This window comes from Marinobacter sp. bablab_jr008 (assembly GCF_016464145.1).
GTDB lineage: Bacteria > Pseudomonadota > Gammaproteobacteria > Pseudomonadales > Oleiphilaceae > Marinobacter > Marinobacter nauticus.
Map to the genome: position 1 here is coordinate 57,747 of NZ_JACDWW010000039.1, position 17,318 is coordinate 75,064.

13 protein-coding genes are annotated in these 17,318 nt (G+C 57.4%); 8 read left to right on the plus strand and 5 right to left on the minus strand.

The window, feature by feature from the left end:
• Positions 1 to 118: 118 nt before the first annotated feature.
• Together aceF and aceE are read right to left on the minus strand one after the other, a co-directional pair.
• Positions 119 to 1,777, minus strand: coding sequence for a dihydrolipoyllysine-residue acetyltransferase (gene aceF, locus JIF53_RS03610; protein ID WP_199451845.1), 1,659 nt, complete (start codon positions 1,775 to 1,777; stop codon positions 119 to 121).
• 10 nt (positions 1,778 to 1,787) lie between these two features.
• The gene (gene aceE / locus JIF53_RS03615) at positions 1,788 to 4,451 is read right to left on the minus strand and encodes a pyruvate dehydrogenase (acetyl-transferring), homodimeric type (RefSeq protein ID WP_199451846.1); all 2,664 of its coding nucleotides are present in this window, start codon (positions 4,449 to 4,451) and stop codon (positions 1,788 to 1,790) included.
• Positions 4,452 to 5,115: 664 nt separating this feature from the next.
• Here aceE and JIF53_RS03620 point away from each other — a divergent pair.
• Positions 5,116 to 6,480: a KamA family radical SAM protein gene (locus tag JIF53_RS03620; protein WP_153740571.1), complete on the plus strand. Its 1,365-nt coding sequence runs from the start codon at positions 5,116 to 5,118 to the stop codon at positions 6,478 to 6,480.
• A 42-nt stretch (positions 6,481 to 6,522) separates the two neighbouring features.
• On the opposite strand, the gene JIF53_RS19385 is transcribed toward JIF53_RS03620, so the two are convergent.
• Together JIF53_RS19385 and trxA are read right to left on the minus strand one after the other, a co-directional pair.
• Positions 6,523 to 6,843: a hypothetical protein gene (locus JIF53_RS19385; protein WP_031210361.1), complete on the minus strand. Its 321-nt coding sequence runs from the start codon at positions 6,841 to 6,843 to the stop codon at positions 6,523 to 6,525.
• 59 nt (positions 6,844 to 6,902) lie between these two features.
• Positions 6,903 to 7,766, minus strand: a complete 864-nt coding sequence (trxA, locus tag JIF53_RS03625) for a thioredoxin (RefSeq protein WP_199451847.1) — start codon at positions 7,764 to 7,766, stop codon at positions 6,903 to 6,905.
• A 138-nt stretch (positions 7,767 to 7,904) separates the two neighbouring features.
• On the opposite strand from trxA, the gene lon reads away from it, so the two are divergent.
• A complete protein-coding gene (lon, locus tag JIF53_RS03630) occupies positions 7,905 to 10,355 on the plus strand; it encodes an endopeptidase La (RefSeq protein WP_199451848.1) in 2,451 nt (816 codons plus the stop codon).
• Between the two features lie 47 nt (positions 10,356 to 10,402).
• Here lon and JIF53_RS03635 read toward each other — a convergent pair whose 3' ends face one another.
• The gene (locus JIF53_RS03635) at positions 10,403 to 10,927 is read right to left on the minus strand and encodes a MarR family winged helix-turn-helix transcriptional regulator (protein ID WP_011786745.1); all 525 of its coding nucleotides are present in this window, start codon (positions 10,925 to 10,927) and stop codon (positions 10,403 to 10,405) included.
• A gap of 194 nt (positions 10,928 to 11,121) precedes the next feature.
• On the opposite strand from JIF53_RS03635, the gene JIF53_RS03640 reads away from it, so the two are divergent.
• From JIF53_RS03640 to JIF53_RS03665, 6 genes are all read left to right on the plus strand, one after another.
• Positions 11,122 to 12,015, plus strand: coding sequence for a TPR end-of-group domain-containing protein (locus tag JIF53_RS03640; RefSeq protein WP_227548870.1), 894 nt, complete (start codon positions 11,122 to 11,124; stop codon positions 12,013 to 12,015).
• 163 nt (positions 12,016 to 12,178) lie between these two features.
• The gene (locus JIF53_RS03645; RefSeq protein WP_153740567.1) at positions 12,179 to 13,291 is read left to right on the plus strand and encodes a branched-chain amino acid ABC transporter substrate-binding protein; all 1,113 of its coding nucleotides are present in this window, start codon (positions 12,179 to 12,181) and stop codon (positions 13,289 to 13,291) included.
• A gap of 162 nt (positions 13,292 to 13,453) precedes the next feature.
• Positions 13,454 to 14,377, plus strand: a complete 924-nt coding sequence (livH, locus tag JIF53_RS03650) for a high-affinity branched-chain amino acid ABC transporter permease LivH (RefSeq protein ID WP_153740566.1) — start codon at positions 13,454 to 13,456, stop codon at positions 14,375 to 14,377.
• Positions 14,377 to 15,648 carry a high-affinity branched-chain amino acid ABC transporter permease LivM gene (locus tag JIF53_RS03655; protein WP_199451849.1) on the plus strand — a complete coding sequence of 424 codons (1,272 nt, stop codon included), beginning with the start codon at positions 14,377 to 14,379 and terminating at the stop codon, positions 15,646 to 15,648. Before livH ends, JIF53_RS03655 begins: the two co-directional genes overlap by 1 nt.
• A gap of 5 nt (positions 15,649 to 15,653) precedes the next feature.
• Complete coding sequence (gene livG, locus JIF53_RS03660; protein ID WP_011786750.1) at positions 15,654 to 16,409, plus strand: high-affinity branched-chain amino acid ABC transporter ATP-binding protein LivG; 756 nt, start codon at positions 15,654 to 15,656, stop codon at positions 16,407 to 16,409.
• Positions 16,410 to 16,418: 9 nt separating this feature from the next.
• Positions 16,419 to 17,120 (plus strand): ABC transporter ATP-binding protein, encoded by a 702-nt coding sequence (locus tag JIF53_RS03665; RefSeq protein ID WP_199451850.1) that lies wholly within the window; start codon positions 16,419 to 16,421, stop codon positions 17,118 to 17,120.
• Positions 17,121 to 17,318: the final 198 nt, after the last annotated feature.

Below are 17,318 nucleotides of genomic sequence, written 5' to 3' on the forward strand. Positions count from 1 at the left end.
TTGTGACACTGATGGTGGGTGGCTCATAACGTGCAGACATTGGCCGAGCTGACCAGGCCCGAGCGGAAGAGTGGTCGCACTGCAACGACACCGTCGCAGTGCGACCAACAAGGCTACATCACAGCAGCAGGGTCCGAATATCCCCGAGCAGCTGCGTCAGCAGGTTGGTAAACCGGGCAGCATCCGCTCCGTTCACCGCGCGGTGGTCGTAAGACAGCGACAGCGGCAGCATCAGCCGCGGCTGGAACTCCTTGCCGTCCCACACCGGTTTCATGGAGGCTTTGGACACACCCAGGATCGCCACTTCCGGCGTATTCACGATCGGCGTGAACGCTGTGCCGCCAATGCCGCCCAGGCTGGTGATGGTAAAGCAGGCACCCTGCATTTCTGCCGGCTTCAGCTGCTTGTCCCTCGCCTTCTGGGCCAACTCGGCGCTTTCGGCCGCCAGTTCCCATAGGCCCTTCTGGTCTACATTCCGTATCACCGGCACCATAAGGCCGTGTGGCGTATCCACCGCAATGCCGATGTGTATGTACTTCTTGCGCACCACCTCTTTGCGCTCCATGTCCAGGGACACGTTGAACTGAGGCAGTTCCGCCAACGCGGCGGCGCAGGCCTTGAGCAGGAACGGCAGCGGGGTCATCTTCACGCCACGCTTTTCGCCGGCCGCTTTCTGGCCTTTACGGAAGGCTTCCATTTCGGTGATGTCGGCATCGTCGAACTGGGTTACGTGAGGCACGTTCAGCCAGCTGCGCTGCATGTTGGTGGCGGTGGCTGCCATCATGCGGGACATACCTTCACGCTCGATCTCACCGAACTGGCTGAAGTCCGGCAGTTTCACGCCCGGAATGCCAGAGCCAGTGGCTACGCCACTGCCCTGCTGGGCCTGCTGCAACTGGCTCTTCACGTAGGCGTGGACATCGTCTTTCACGATCCGGCCTTTTGGGCCTGAACCTTTCACGCGCGTGAGGTCTGCCCCCAGTTCCCGGGCCAGCTTACGCACGGCCGGACCGGCGTGCACCTTGGTGCCAGGTGACGGCGGCTCGTAGGTAGAGCCCTGCGGCTGAGGCTCGGACTCCTGTTTGCCCTGGGGTTTCTCCGGTTTGCTTTCCTGGCTGTCTGCCCGGGCGCTGTCACCGGAATCTTCCGATTCGCCCTCGTCGTCACCATCGTCTTCGATGGTCATTTCCAGGAGGTCTGAACCTTCGGAGAGCTTGTCGCCTTCCTTCACCAGAATCTTGCCGATCTTGCCCGCGTAGGGTGACGGGATTTCCATGGTGGCCTTGTCGGACTCCACTGTTACCAGCGGGTCTTCCTCACCAACCGTATCGCCTTCAGCCACGTTGATTTCAATCACCGGCACATCTTCAAAGCCATCCAGCGACGGCACTTTCACCACTTCGGTGCGAGAGCCACCAGACTTCTTCTTTTTCGGAGCCGGCTTGGCGTCTTCCGATCTGGCCTCAGATGGCGCCTCGGATTTTTCCTCGGTCTGTTCAGACTTATCATCCCCGGCATCGTCCGAGCCCCCAGCATCACCGCTGGCGGCCAGCATGCCGATCACGTCGCCCTCTTTCACCTTGTCACCCACCTTGACGGTGATTTTGGTGATCTTGCCGGCGGCGGGGGCCGGCAGCTCTACCGAGGCTTTGTCGGATTCCACGGTCAGAATCGGATCTTCTTCCTCTACCGAATCCCCTTCACTGACGATGATTTCGATGATCTCGACTTCATCAGCACCGCCGAGATCGGGAACCTTGATTTCCTGTTCACTCATGGCGGTCTCCTTAGCTCAGCACCGGGTTCGGTTTGTTGCGATCGATTCCGTACTTGCGCATGGCTTCGAGAACCTGCTCCTGTTTGATCTCACCATCTTTAGCCAGGGCGGCCAGAGCAGTCACCGCCACATAGTAACGATCCACCTCGAAGAAGTTACGGAGCTTCTCGCGGGTATCGCTGCGGCCGAAACCGTCGGTGCCCAGGGTCATGTAGGTTTTCGGGATGAATGCCCGCAACTGCTCGGAGTGCAGTTTGATGTAATCGGTAGACGACACCACAGGGCCCTGAGCCTTTTCCAGGCACTGCGTGACATAGGCCTTGCGCGGCTTGTCATCCGGGTGCAAGTGGTTCCAGCGCTCCACATGCTGGCCATCACGGGCCAGTTCGTTGAAGCTGGTGACACTCCAGACATCCGAGGCCACACCCCAGTCGTCCTTCAGCATCTGCGCCGCGGCACGGACCTCGTTCATGATCGCGCCGGAGCCCAGCAGCTGAACCCGCGGGCTCTTCTTGCGACCCTTGGTTTCCACCGATTCGAACTTGTACATGCCCTTGATGATGCCGTCTTCAGAGTCTTTCGGCATCGCCGGCTGTTCGTAGTTCTCGTTTTCGATGGTCAGGTAGTAGAAGACGTTCTGGTTGTCTTCAAACATCTCTTTCATACCATGACGGATTACCACGGCCATCTCGTAGCCGTAAGCCGGGTCGTAGGCCTTACAGTTGGGAATGGTGTTGGCCAGAATGTGGCTGTGACCGTCCTGGTGCTGCAAGCCCTCACCGTTCAGAGTAGTCCGGCCGGCAGTGCCGCCAATCAGGAAGCCGCGGGCCTGCATGTCGCCCGAGGCCCAGGCCAGGTCTCCTACCCGCTGGAAGCCGAACATGGAGTAGAACACGTAGAACGGAATCAGCGGGAAACTGTTAGTGCTGTATGACGTAGCCGCCGCCATCCAGGTGGACATGGCACCGTCTTCATTGATGCCTTCCTGCAGGATCTGACCCTTTTTGTCTTCCCGGTAGTACATGATCTGGTCACGATCCTGAGGCACGTACTTCTGGCCTTCCGCCGTGTAGATACCCAACTGACGGAACATGCCTTCCATACCGAAAGTACGGGCTTCGTCCGGCACGATAGGCACGACGCGCTTACCGATGCGCTTGTCTTTGACCAGGGCACTCAGAATCCGGACAAAGGCCATGGTAGTGGAAATCTCACGACCGTCGGACCCTTCCAGCACCTGCTTGAAGATATCCAGTTCCGGAATCTGCAGCGGCTGGCAATCCTTGTTGCGCTTGGGATAGAAACCACCCAGCTCCTGGCGGCGCTTCTTCATATAGACCAGTTCCGGGCTGTCCGGCGCCGGACGGTAATAAGGTACGTCTTCCAGCTCTTCGTCTTTCAGCGGCACACCGAAACGATCCCGGAATGCTTTCAGGGTATCGATGTCCAGCTTCTTCAAAGAGTGCGCGGTGTTCTGGGCTTCGCCCGCCGCACCAAAACCATAGCCCTTGATAGTGTGAGCCAGAATGACCGTCGGCTTGCCGTTGGCCTGGTTCACGGCCTTGTGATAAGCCGCGTAGACCTTGTAAGGGTCGTGGCCGCCGCGGTTTAGTTTGCTGATATCCTCGTCCGACAGATTTTCCGCCAGCTTGGCCAGCTCCGGATGCTTGCCGAAGAATTCCTTGCGGGTATAGGCCGGGCCTTTGAACGTCAGGTTCTGAAGTTCGCCATCGCACAGCTCGTCCATGGCCCGTTGCATCACGCCATCCTCGTCTTTCTCGAACAGCGGATCCCACATTCGGCCCCAGACCACCTTGATGACGTTCCAGCCAGCGCCACGGAACACACCTTCCAGCTCCTGTACGATCTTGCCGTTACCCCGAACCGGGCCATCCAGGCGCTGCAGGTTGCAGTTGACCACCCAGATCAGGTTATCCAGTTTCTCGCGGCCCGCCTTGGAGATGGAGCCCAGAGTTTCCGGTTCGTCGCACTCGCCGTCACCGACAAACGCCCACACTTTGCGGCCGTCCATGTCGATCAGCTCGCGACTGTGCAGGTACTTCATTACGTGGGCCTGGTAGATGGACTGAATTGGCCCAAGCCCCATGGATACCGTCGGGAACTGCCAGTAATCCGGCATCAGCCAGGGGTGAGGATAAGAAGACAGGCCTTCGCCATCGACTTCCTCGCGATACTTGTCCAGCTGCTCTTCGCTGAAACGACCTTCCAGGAAGGAGCGGGCGTAGATGCCCGGCGACGCGTGGCCCTGGAAATACACCAGGTCTGAAGCACGATCCTCACCACCGCCATGAAAGAAATAGTTGAAGCCCACATCGTACAGAGTGGCTGCTGAGGAGAAAGTGGAAATGTGGCCACCGAGGTCACCCGGGCGCTTGTTGGCGCGCACCACCATGGCCATGGCGTTCCATCGAATCAGCGAGCGAATGCGGCGCTCCATGAACAGATCGCCCGGCATGCGAGATTCCTGGGTCACAGGGATGCTGTTACGGAATGGCGTGGTTATGGAATAAGGCAGTTCGGTGCCATCGCGGCTGGCTCGCTCGGAAAGCCGTTCAAGAATGTATTTGGCCCTTTCTACGCCTTCGTTCTCAATCAGAGATTCCAGCGCATCCAGCCATTCACTGGTTTCAATGGGATCATCATCCTGGTACATCAAACCCTCCCCTTGGCATCAAAAGGTGCAACGCCGGCCACGATCAGCGGCCAAAGACGGTGCGAAGTCGATAAGCTGCGATGGTATGCAGTATTTTTTTGTGGAAACGTCAGCTTGTAAGAAAGGCTGAGCTGCGTGATTGACCTCTCTCAAGCATAGAACAGCTTTCTCATTTTTCCTGCCGCGCGAACGGTTATCGGTATGGCTTTTGGCACGGACCGATTGCGCGGAGAATGGTTCTGCCAGCCCTGACTATCCAGCAGAAGTAAAACTTTCGTTCTTTTACTACAAAATGACACTAAGAAACAAACAAACACCTGTTTGAATGGCAGATACCCATCATTTATTTAGATTACTTACGCAATAATGGCGATATTCCGATCACGAAACAACCGATCTCCGACCAAGGTCGAACCCCCTCCCAGCGCTCATTTACATCAACACACTAAGCATAATCTGAAACTGTCATTCACGACTTTTCGCAGCCTTTAGCGACAAATAGGCGCTAATACCGACCGAACGACCGAAACCCCTCGCCCGGACCTCCGTTTTATTAATTAGACCTGAAAATAAATTATGATTTATGTATACTTGCCTGCCCGTTTTTTAACCAGTGAAGGAGGCACACCTCCTTTTGTCTTTGGCTCACAACAGAGGGCGATCCATGAACTCCATCGTCACCTTTCCGAACCGAATTCCGGTTCAGGAATTCGAGGAGCGCCGGTTCAAGGTTTTTACCGACCGCCAGCTCGACAAGATTGAGGCGATCCAGAATCTCCCCGAGGAAACCCTGTTTGAAATGAAAGTGGTGGCCAGCGTGCTGCCCTTCCGGGTTAACGAATATGTGATCAACGAACTGATCAACTGGGACAAGGTGCCCAACGACCCGATCTATCAACTGGTCTTTCCACAGAAAGGCATGCTCAAGGACGAACACTACGAGCGCATGGCGCAACTGCACCGGGAAGGCGCCGACAAGAAAGACATCCAGGCCGCTGCCAAGGAAATCCGCGACGCACTGAACCCGCACCCGGCCGGGCAGATGGAAATGAATATGCCGGAACTGGACGGTGAGGTGCTTGACGGCGTGCAGCACAAGTACCGCGAAACCGTGCTGTTCTTCCCGTCCCAGGGCCAGACCTGCCACAGCTACTGTACCTTCTGTTTCCGCTGGGCGCAGTTTGTCGGTGACAAGGACCTGAAGATGGCCAGCACCGACGCCGAGAAACTGCACGGCTATCTGCAGAAGCACACCGAAGTGAGCGACCTGCTGGTCACCGGCGGCGACCCGATGGTAATGAAGACCAAAAACCTGGTGCAGTACCTGGAGCCGCTGCTGCAGCCGGAGTTCGATCACATCCAGACCATCCGCATCGGCACCAAGGCCCTGACCTTCTGGCCCTATCGCTTCGTGACCGACAAGGACGCCGACGAACTGATCGAACTGTTCGCCAGGCTGGTTGATGGTGGCAAACACGTGGCCATCATGGCCCATTACAACCACTGGCAGGAGATCACCACAGACATCGCGGAAGAGGCCATCCGCCGCATTCGCGCCACCGGTGCCGAGATCCGCGCCCAGGGCCCGCTGATCAAGCATGTGAACGACGATGCCGATGCCTGGGCCAAGCTGTGGAAGAAAGAAGTGAAGCTGGGCATCATCCCCTACTACATGTTCGTAGAGCGGGACACCGGTGCCAAGAACTACTTCGAGGTGCCCCTGGCCGAGGCTTACCACATCTATCGTGAGGCCATGAAGCAAGTCAGCGGCCTGGCCCGGACCGCCCGCGGCCCCAGCATGAGCGCCGGCCCCGGCAAGGTGGAGATCCAGGGCATCACCGAAATCAACGGCGAGAAGGTCTTCGTACTGCGCTTCCTGCAAGGCCGAAACCCGGATTGGGTTCAGCGACCGTTCTTCGCCAAATACAGCGAAACGGCCACCTGGCTACATGAGCTCGAGCCCGCATTCGGAGAAGAGAAGTTCTTCTTTGAGGATGAGTTTGAAGAAATGAAGAACGGCAACGCCTGAGGCGTTGACTTAAGATCAGGCCCGTCCCCGTGACGGGCCTGCTTACCATCCCTTCTTAGGCACAAACCCCGCAGGCTTTTCCCGAATCCATTCAACAAACACCCTCACCTCTTCGAGCTCCAGAAGCTTCTCCCTCGAGTTGTAATTCAGCCCCAGCTCATACTCCGAACACGCCCTGTGAATCGCGTTATGGCACGGGCGACAGACCCAAAGCGTACGGGTGATCAACTCTTCCCTGGAAAACAGTTTCTGAAAGCGCTTCTTGCGATGCAGATGCCTGGGTATCAGGTGATGCCTTGTGAGCTTTGCCACCGGGCGTTCGCAAAGCTCACAATGGTCGGGCTGGGGAGGGAGTTTCAGCATCGTGGAGAGATAATTGAGCCAGTCAGCGATGCTACCGACCGGCTCACCGTCCAACCGGCTCAGTGCATCAGGGTATACAGCTTCCTACGATACGTGCGCACATCCGGATTGTTGTTGCCCAGTTTCTCAAACAGCTCCACCAATGTGGTTTTGGCGACGCCGTCCTTGTAGGTGCTATCGGCCTGCATCAGCCGGATCAGCAAATCCATGGCTTCCGCGTTTTTATCCTGCAAAACCATGTGCAGGGACAACTGATGCAGGGCCTCAGGATCTTTCGGGTTGGCCTCAAGTTTTGCCTCCAACTCCGCCTGCGCGGGCAGTTCACCTGACTGTTTGAGGAACTTCACCCTCGCCGCCAGCTGTTTGGCTTTATGCTGCATTTTTTCTTCCGGCGGCAGGCTGTTGAGCACCTGCTCCGCGGTATCCAGATCGCCCTGCTCGGCCTTCAACTGGGCCAGATCAATCAGCACATCCAGGTTTTCCGGGTCTTTCCGGTTCAGCTCCGTGAGGATGGCCAGAGCTCCGTCCACATCACCGGCTTCCCAAAGAGCATGGGCTTTCTCGTAAGGATCTTCCGCCGGGGCTTCGATGTGCTTTTCCAGAATCTTGCGGATTTCGCTCTCGGGCAAGGCGCCATTAAAACCATCCACAGCCTGACCATTCTTCACCAGAATGATGGTCGGCAGACTGCGCACTCCCAGGGAGGCCGTCAGTTCCTGCTGTTCGTCGGCATTCACCTTGGCCAACTGGAAGTTACCCTGATATTCCTCCGCCAGCTTTTGCAGAATCGGCATCAGCTGTTTGCAGGGCGCGCACCACTCCGCCCATACATCCACCAGAATCGGCGTGGTGGCAGAGGCTTCCATCACTTTCTGCTGAAAGTTGTCGGCGGTGGCATCAAAGATATGCGGCGAATTGCTCATATGTCGGGAACCTGAACCAGAATGAATGAAATTGTCTGAAGATATGGAGCCAGCGGCGGAAAAATCAAGCCAGCTTGAAAACCCGGCTTTTGTCGTTACATAGGTCTTTAACCACTCACGCCTTGAGAGCAATCCGGTATGAATGACGAGAACCGCAAAGACTCCCTGGAAGAATTTGAAGAAGACGTGACCGAATACATCGGCAAAGACGAAAACAGCAAGAGCCTGGCGCTGCCACAGCAGGTTATGCCGCAGCGCATGTATATTCTGCCGGTCTCCAACCGGCCGTTCTTTCCTGCACAGGTGCAGCCGGTCATGGTCAACCAGGATCCCTGGCAGGAAACCCTGAAGCGGGTTGGTGAAACCGATCACCGGGTTCTGGGCATCTGTTTTGTCGAGAATCCAGATGCCGAAAACGGCATTCCGGAGAGTGAAGACCTTGAGACCATGGGCTGTGCCGTGCGCGTGCATCAAGCCCAGAATGAGAGTGGCAAGGTTCAGTTCATTGCCCAGGGTCTGCAACGGTTCAGAATTGTCCAGTGGCTTCGCCGTCGCCCACCTTATCTGGTGGAAGTCGAATACCCACAGGAGCCCGAAGAACCGGCCGACGAACTCAAGGCCTACACCCTGGCCATCATCAGCGCCATCAAGGAACTGCTGCGCACCAACCCGCTTTATGGCGAAGAAGTGAAGCAATATCTGTCCCGCTTCGGGCCCGATGACAGCTCACCCCTTGCAGACTTCGGCGCATCCATGACCAGCGCTCCGGGTCGCGAACTGCAGGATGTTCTTGATACCGTGCCCCTGCTCCGGCGCATGGAAAAAGTACTGTTGCTGATGCGTAAGGAGCAGGAGGTCGCCCGCCTGCAATCCGAGATCAACGAGGAAGTAAACGAGAAGGTGCAGAAGCACCAGCGGGAGTTCTTCCTGCGCGAGCAGTTGAAAGTGATCCAGCGGGAGCTGGGCATTGCCAAGGATGACAAGACGGCAGACGTGGAACGCTTCGAAGAGCGAATGGCAAAACTGAATCCACCGGAAGCCGTGCAGGAACGATTCAAGGATGAAATCCAGAAATTGCAGGTGCTGGAGCAGGGTTCACCGGAATACGGCGTTACCCGCAACTACCTGGACTGGATTACCCAGGTACCCTGGGGCGTGCATTCACAGGATCATTTTGATCTGGCCGAGGCCCGCAAGATTCTGGACCGGGACCACGACGGCCTGGACGACGTAAAGGACCGCATCATCGAATTTCTGGCCGAAGGCACTTTCAAGGGTGAAGTGAGCGGTTCCATACTGCTGCTGGTCGGCCCGCCCGGGGTCGGCAAAACCTCCATCGGCCACTCGGTGGCGGATGCCCTGGGCCGGGAATTTTACCGCTTCAGTGTGGGCGGCATGCGTGATGAAGCCGAAATTAAGGGCCACCGCCGCACCTACATCGGCGCCATGCCCGGCAAGTTCGTGCAGGCCCTGAAAGACAGTAAAGTGGCCAACCCGGTGATTATGCTGGATGAGATCGACAAGATCGGCAGCTCTTACCAGGGCGACCCGGCCTCGGCCCTGCTGGAGACCCTGGACCCGGAACAGAACAAGGAGTTCCTGGATCACTACCTGGATGTGCGCATGGACCTCTCGAAAGTGCTGTTCATCTGCACCGCCAACCAGTTGGATACCATCCCCCGGCCATTGCTGGACCGGATGGACGTGATCCGCCTGTCCGGCTACATCGGCGAAGAGAAACTGGCCATCGCCAAACATTACCTGGTACCTCGTTTGCTCAAACGGGCGGGTCTGTTGAAGAAGCAGTTGAACATCACCGACGCTGCCATTCGCCAGGTGATCGAGGGTTATGCCCGTGAAGCCGGCGTTCGGAATCTCGAGAAGCTGCTGCACAAGATTGTTCGCAAGGGCATTGTGCGCCTGCTGGAACATCCGGATGAGCCGGTTCGGGTGGGCGTTGCCGATCTGACCGACTACCTCGGCCAGCCGGCGTTCAAGAAGGAGAAATCCCTGAAAGGCACTGGCGTGGTCACCGGCCTGGCCTGGACCGCCATGGGTGGCGCCACCCTCAGCATTGAGGCCTCGCGCATCCACAGCAGCCAGCGGGGCTTCAAGCTCACCGGGCAGCTGGGGGATGTGATGAAGGAATCGGCCGAGATCGCCTACAGCTTTGTGTCATCCAACCTGAAACGGTTCAAGGGCGACCCCACGTTCTTCGACAAATCCTTTGTGCACCTGCACGTGCCCGAGGGTGCAACGCCAAAAGACGGGCCGAGCGCCGGCATCACCATGGCCACCGCCCTGTTGTCCATTGCCCGCAAGGAAGCACCGCAACAGAACCTGGCCATGACCGGGGAACTGACGTTAACGGGGCAGGTCTTGCCGGTGGGTGGTATTCGGGAAAAGGTGATTGCGGCACGCCGACAGAAGATCAATAACCTGATCCTGCCGGAAGCGAATCGCGGGGATTACGAGGAGCTTCCCGATTATCTGAAAGAAGGTATCTCGGTGAACTTTGCCAAACACTACAACGATGTGTTCCAGGTGTGTTTTGGCAACAAGCCGAAGCAAGGATCAAGCGTTCATTAATGAACTGCTGAGGCCGGCCCTTGATCAGGGCTGGCCTCAAAACCAGTTCAGGGCTTTTCTTTCCAGCCGTCGTCTTTCAGAACCGAACCAACGGTCAGCACCGGTGAAGCATCGATATCATCGGCATCCATCATGTTGGCCACGCGCTGCAACGAGGCCAGAATCATGGTCTGCTCCCACTCCGCCAGGCTCTGAAACTTCTGGATGAAGTCTTCCTGCAGAGGGTTGGGCGCACGAGCCAGAATCTCAGCACCTTCCTCCGTAAGATGGGCGTGAACCTTGCGCTTGTCTCTCGTGCTGCGAACCCGGTACACCAGTTTGCGATGCTCCAGTCTGTCGAGAATGGTCGTCACCGTGGCCTGGCTGAGACTGACGTTCTCGGCAATCGTGCCGATAGTGACCTCACCCAGATCCCGAATCGTGCGCATGATCAGCAACTGGGGGCCGGTAAGCCCGGCGTGCTTGCTGAGTCGCTTGGAATGAAGATCCGTGGCCCGGATTACCCGGCGCAATGCCACCAAAACCTGCTCATAGCTGTTCACATCCGTCCCCCGGAAGAGATTTCTGACCATTATTTATACCACTAATTATTAGAGGTCTTTGCACCAAGGATTGCAAGTGTGCAGTTTTACTAGCTTGCTTTCTTGTTGGCCTTAGGGCTTTCAGGTGGGCAATGCAGCATTATTTCTGCCAGCCACTATGCTAAGGTCAGCAATCGCTTCAATTCACTGACTGATGGATCTGGTTAATGATCAGGTATTACCTCATGTTCGCACTCGCGCTCACTTTTGCCGGCCAGGCTAATGCCCAGCAACAACAGCTCGGCCCGGAAGAAGAGCTGACCGCGGAAGACGTAGAGGAAAGCACACGAACCCTGGAAAAACCCATGTATACCCCGTTTGTGGAGCTTTACCTGCTGGAGGAGACCAAGGCACTGCGCCAGGAGATGCAGAATACCCGGGCGGAACTGATCGAGAAAGTGGTGGACAAGGAACTGTCCGTGGCCGACAAAACCATGTCCTACGCCACCGACACGGTGACTTACTTTTTCTACCTGATCGCCGGCGCCACCTCCATTCTGGTGGTGATTGGCTGGAATTCCATCCGCGACATGCGCAACCAGCTGACCAGCCTGGCCGAGAAACGGGTAAACGAGCTGGTGGTGGAATATGAACAGCGCCTGAAGTCCATTGAGGAACAACTGCAGCAGAAGTCCGAGATTATTCATCAGAACCAGGCTGAGATTGAGCGCACCAACGAGGTGCATGCGCTCTGGCTGAAGGCAAGCCAGGAGACCTCGCAACAGAACAAGATCGCCGCCTACGACCAGATTCTTGACCTGCGCCCCGACGATGTTGAGGCATTGAGCTATAAAGCCGACGCTGTACTCGAAATGCAGGAGCCCCTCTGGGCCATCAGCCTGTGCCAACGGGCACTGAAACTGGCTCCGGACAACGGCCACGCCCACTACCAGTTGGCGTGCGCCTATGCCGAGATCGGCCGTTGGGAAGATGCCGTCAGCAATCTGGATAAAGCCATTGAAATCGCGGAAGCCTATCGGGACGACGCATCGGTTGACCCTAGCTTCGAACAGCTGCACGATCACGAAAGTTTCAGGAATCTTGTCTTTCAAGATAAGGACGACAGCACGGACGCGTGACACTGCTCAGGACGGCACGGCGTTTGCTAATTCTTTCCCGATAGCTGCGCCGTGTTCCAGAGCAGACACCCTGGCCTGATTTGCTTGACAAGCAACAGACTGTGGTGTTTGTGTAAGTCTCTGAGAACATAAGAATAACCCTGACACAAACAGGAAAAACACGATGAAAACCTCCGTAAAGAAACTCGCTACCGCTGTAGGCGCGTCCGTTGCTCTGATGGCTGCCGGCCAGGCCGCCGCTGAAATTAAAGTTGGTATTGCCGGCCCGATGACCGGCCCCGTTGCCCAGTACGGCGACATGCAGTTCTCTGGTGCCCGCATGGCCATCGAGCGCATTAACGCCGCCGGTGGTGTTATGGGTGAAGACCTGGTGGCCGTGGAAGTGGACGACGTGTGCGACCCGAAACAGGCCGTCACCGTTGCCAACCGCCTGGTCAATGAAGGTGTTCGCTACGTGGTGGGTCACCTGTGTTCCAGCTCCACCCAACCGGCGTCTGACATCTATGAAGACGAAGGCATTCTGATGATCACGCCGGCCTCCACCAGCCCGGAAATCACCGAGCGCGGCTACGAACTGGTGTTCCGCACCATCGGCCTGGACAGCATGCAGGGGCCGGTTGCCGGCAACTACATCGCCAGCCAGAGCCCCGAGCGCGTGGCCATCGTGCACGACAAGCAGCAGTACGGTGAAGGTATTGCCACCGCCGTACGCGACACCCTGCAGGATGCCGGCATCGAAATTGCCATGTTTGAGGGCATTACCGCCGGTGACAAGGACTTCTCTTCCCTCGTCACCAAAATCAAACAGGCCGATGTCGATTACGTGTACTACGGCGGTTACCACCCTGAGCTGGGCCTGATCCTCCGCCAGGCACGCCAGTCTGACGTAGATGCCAAGTTCATGGGCCCGGAAGGCGTCGGTAACAAAGACATCAACACCATCGCCGGCGAAGCCGCTGAAGGCCTGCTGGTTACCCTCCCCCCCAGCTTCGACCAGAAAGAAGAAAACCAGGAGCTGATCGCCGCCTTTGATGCCAAAGGTGAAGATCCCTCCGGCCCCTTCGTACTCACCTCCTATGCCGCCGTGCAGTTGATTGCGGAAGGCATTGAAGCCGCCGATTCGAAAGATCCGTTCGACGTGGCCCAGGCTCTTCGTGCCGGAAGCTTCGAGACCCCCATCGGCACTGTTCAGTACGATAAAGCCGGCGACATGAAGTCGTTCGAGTTTGTGGTGTACGAATGGCATTCAGACGGCAGTAAAACTCCGGTAAACTGAGCCAAAATCGTTAACTAACGGTAATAATGAGAGCACCTTCCCACCGCGATCCGGGGGAAGGTGTTTTTCTGGGCTCCTGCAGACCCTCACTGCATCCGCACCGGCGACACCGGTGGCCGGTTGCAGCCAGGCGAGGGAGCGGGCTTTCGGAGTTCCACAAACATGCAAGACCTCCTGTATTTCTTTCAACAGCTCATTAACGGGCTGACGATCGGGAGCACCTACGCCCTGATCGCCATCGGCTACACGATGGTTTACGGCATCATCGGCATGATCAACTTTGCCCATGGTGAGGTTTACATGATCGGTGCCTACACCGCGCTGATCGCCATAACCGGCCTGGCAACCATGGGGATTGCCTGGCTACCCCTGATATTGATCGTGGCGCTGATATGCGCGGTAATTGTCTCCAGCTCCATGGGTTGGGCCGTGGAACGGGTAGCCTATCGGCCGGTACGCGGGCGGCACCGGCTGATCCCGCTGATCTCCGCCATTGGCATGTCCATCTTCCTGCAGAATTATGTCCACCTGGCCCAAGGCTCCCGCAACATCGGCTTTCCGGCATTGATCGAAGGTGGTTTCCAGTTCGGCTCCGAAGATACCTTCCCGATGTCCATCTCCTACATTCAGATCACCATCTTCATCACTACCCTGATCTGTATGACCGCACTTTCCCTGTTCATCTCCCGCTCCCGTATCGGCAGGGCCTGTCGCGCGGTCTCGCAGGATCTGGGCATGGCAAACCTGCTGGGCATCGATACCAACCGCATCATCTCGGCCACCTTCGTGATTGGTGCAGCCCTCGCAGCCGTCGCGGGCCTGTTGCTTGGCATGTATTACGGATCTGTGGATCCACTCTTCGGCTTTATTGCCGGCCTGAAAGCATTCACCGCAGCCGTCCTTGGCGGTATCGGCAGCATTCCCGGCGCCATGCTGGGCGGCCTCATCCTCGGCGTTGCCGAGAGTATGACCTCGGGCTACCTGAGTGGTGAATACAAAGATGTGGTGTCGTTCAGCCTGCTCATTCTGATTCTGCTGTTCAAACCCACCGGACTGCTGGGCAAACCGGAGGTTGAGAAGATCTGATGGCTGCCAACAATTTTCGACACGCGCTCTTCTGCGCGATCATCACACTGATCATTTCCTACCCCATCATCGGCTTTAACCTGGAAGCCCAGGGCATCAGCGTGACCCTGACCGGCGCCGATACCAGCACAGTAATCCTTGTGTTGCTGGCCGCGGTGATCGTGTTCCTGTTCCAGTTGTTCCGGGATCAGATCATGGGCGGGCTCAAGAGCATCCCAAGCCCGCTGCCCAAAACCCAGAAGGAGCCGATGGCCGAGAACAAACGGGCCAAAATCGAATCCTGGGTACTCACAGGCATTGTCGTTCTGGCCCTGTTCTGGCCTTTCTTTGTCTCCCGTGGCGCTGTGGATCTGGCGACGCTGGTGCTGATCTACGTCATGCTGGCGCTGGGCCTGAACGTCGTCGTGGGTCTTGCAGGCCTGCTGGACCTTGGCTACGTGGCGTTCTACGCGGTTGGCGCCTACACCTTTGCCCTGCTGTCCCAATACGCCGGCATCTCCTTCTGGATGGCTCTGCCTATCGGGGCTTGCCTGGCGGCCTTATTTGGACTGGTTCTGGGCTTCCCGGTACTGCGGTTACGGGGTGACTATCTCGCTATCGTCACTCTTGGCTTCGGCGAAATCATCCGGATTCTGCTCAACAACTGGACTGCCGTTACCGGCGGCCCCAACGGCATTGGCGGAATTCCCGATCCCACCCTGTTTGGCATGGAATTCGGCCGGCGGGTTCGGGAAGAAGGTAACACGTCATTCCATGAGACCTTCGGTATCGCCTACAGCGGCGAGCACAAGGTGATTTTCCTCTACCTGATTGCTCTGGTCCTGGCCGTGATCACCGCCCTGATCATCCGCCGGTTCATGCGCATGCCTGTTGGTCGTGCCTGGGAAGCCCTGCGGGAAGACGAGATTGCTGCCCGCTCCCTGGGCCTGAGCCGCACCGCGGTAAAACTCTCTGCCTTTACCATTGGCGCGTTCTTTGCCGGGTTTGCCGGCACTGTGTTTGCCTCCAAACAGGGCTTTATCAGCCCGGAGTCGTTTGTGTTCCTTGAGTCGGCCATCATCCTGGCCATTGTGGTGCTCGGCGGCATGGGCTCGCAGCTGGGCGTTGTACTTGCCGCCATCGCCGTGACCATCCTGCCGGAACTGGCCCGGGAGTTTTCCGACTACCGGATGCTGGTTTTCGGCGCCGCCATGGTACTGATGATGGTCTGGCGGCCACAGGGGCTGATGCCCATGCGCCGCATTCACATTGAACTCAGACGCCAGGAGTGACAGACATGCTAGAAGTACAGAATCTGTCCATGCGCTTCGGCGGCCTGCTGGCAGTCGACCAGGTAAGCCTGGACGTGCAGGAACACGAAATAGTCTCCATCATCGGCCCCAACGGGGCCGGCAAAACCACGGTCTTCAACTGCATCAGTGGTTTTTACAAGCCCACGGGCGGGAAGATCCTGTTTGAAGGTAATGAAGTCCAGGGTAAACCGGACTACAAGATTTCCCGACTGGGCATGGTGCGAACGTTCCAGCACGTGCGCCTGTTCGGCCAGATGACCGTAGTGGAAAACCTGCTGGTGGCCCAGCATCGGCACCTGAACACCAACCTGATATCCGGCCTGATCAAGACACCCGACTATCGGGAGCGGGAACGCAAGTCCCTTGACCGGGCCGCGTACTGGCTGGATCGGGTTGGCCTGCTGGAACTGGCCAACCGGGAAGCCGGCAACCTGGCCTATGGCCAGCAGCGCCGGCTGGAAATTGCGCGCTGCATGGTGACCGAACCGAAACTGCTGATGCTGGACGAACCAGCCGCAGGCCTGAACCCGGCGGAAACCAAAGACCTCAACCAGCTGATTGTCAGCCTGAAAGAGGACTACAACGTTTCCGTACTGCTGATTGAGCACGATATGAGCCTGGTTATGGACATCTCAGACCGGATTACCGTCATCAACCAGGGCCGCCCCCTGGCTGCCGGCACACCGGACGAAGTTCGCCAGAACGACGATGTGATCAAAGCCTATCTGGGCGAGGCCTGAGGAGGCACCATGCTGGTACTGGAAGACGTACATACCCACTATGGCAAAATCGAGGCCCTGCACGGCGTATCCGTGGAAGTAAAGAAGGGCGAGATTGTGTCACTGATCGGCGCCAACGGCGCCGGCAAAACCACGTTGCTGATGACCGTTTGTGGTAGCCCGCAAGCCAGCGCAGGGCGGGTGATTCTGGAGGGCCGCGACATTACCAATGACGCCACCTCCAACATCATGCGTTCCGGCATTGCGATTGTGCCCGAAGGCCGCCGCGTGTTTCCCGGGCTGACGGTGGAAGAGAACCTGCACATGGGCGGTTTCTTCAACACCAAATCGGAAATCCGCAAAAGCCAGGATCACGTGTACGAGCTGTTCCCCAGGCTGAAAGAGCGTGAACATCAGCGGGCCGGCACTATGTCCGGCGGCGAACAACAAATGCTGGCCATCGGCCGGGCACTGATGAGCAAACCCAGAATGATCATTCTGGACGAGCCATCTCTGGGGCTGGCGCCGATCATCATTCAGCAGATCTTCGAGATCATCGGCCAGTTGAGAGAGGAAGGGATTACGGTGTTCCTGGTGGAGCAGAACGCTCACCAGGCCCTGAGCCTGGCAGACCGGGGCTATGTGCTGGAAACCGGCCGTATCCGCCTGCACGACACCGGCAAGAACCTGCTGGCCAATCCGGAAGTGAGGGATGCCTACCTGGGTGGTTAACCCATCCAGAAACCAAAAAAGCCGGAGGCCATCAGCGCTCCGGCTTTTTTTTTGGGACTTGACCCGTCCTGAATAAGGTTTACACCTTCTCACTGGAAATTGTGGAGGGTGTTATGAACACGAAGAGGCGGAGGAGTCAGCGAGATTATTCCCTGGCCTTTAAATTGGCGGTGGTAGGCCAGGTTGAAAAAGGCGAGA

Excerpts from the sequence above, each read along its gene's own strand:
- JIF53_RS03620 (WP_153740571.1), top strand. The coding sequence starts at position 5,116 with ATGAACTCCATCGTCACCTTTCCGAACCGAATTCCGGTTCAGGAATTC.
- JIF53_RS19385 (WP_031210361.1), bottom strand. The coding sequence starts at position 6,843 with ATGCTGAAACTCCCTCCCCAGCCCGACCATTGTGAGCTTTGCGAACGC.
- aceF (WP_199451845.1), bottom strand. The coding sequence starts at position 1,777 with ATGAGTGAACAGGAAATCAAGGTTCCCGATCTCGGCGGTGCTGATGAA.
- JIF53_RS03655 (WP_199451849.1), top strand. The coding sequence starts at position 14,377 with ATGGCTGCCAACAATTTTCGACACGCGCTCTTCTGCGCGATCATCACA.
- lon (WP_199451848.1), top strand. The coding sequence starts at position 7,905 with ATGAATGACGAGAACCGCAAAGACTCCCTGGAAGAATTTGAAGAAGAC.
- aceE (WP_199451846.1), bottom strand. The coding sequence starts at position 4,451 with ATGTACCAGGATGATGATCCCATTGAAACCAGTGAATGGCTGGATGCG.
- JIF53_RS03635 (WP_011786745.1), bottom strand. The coding sequence starts at position 10,927 with ATGGTCAGAAATCTCTTCCGGGGGACGGATGTGAACAGCTATGAGCAG.
- trxA (WP_199451847.1), bottom strand. The coding sequence starts at position 7,766 with ATGAGCAATTCGCCGCATATCTTTGATGCCACCGCCGACAACTTTCAG.
- JIF53_RS03640 (WP_227548870.1), top strand. The coding sequence starts at position 11,122 with ATGTTCGCACTCGCGCTCACTTTTGCCGGCCAGGCTAATGCCCAGCAA.
- livG (WP_011786750.1), top strand. The coding sequence starts at position 15,654 with ATGCTAGAAGTACAGAATCTGTCCATGCGCTTCGGCGGCCTGCTGGCA.
- JIF53_RS03665 (WP_199451850.1), top strand. The coding sequence starts at position 16,419 with ATGCTGGTACTGGAAGACGTACATACCCACTATGGCAAAATCGAGGCC.
- JIF53_RS03645 (WP_153740567.1), top strand. The coding sequence starts at position 12,179 with ATGAAAACCTCCGTAAAGAAACTCGCTACCGCTGTAGGCGCGTCCGTT.
- livH (WP_153740566.1), top strand. The coding sequence starts at position 13,454 with ATGCAAGACCTCCTGTATTTCTTTCAACAGCTCATTAACGGGCTGACG.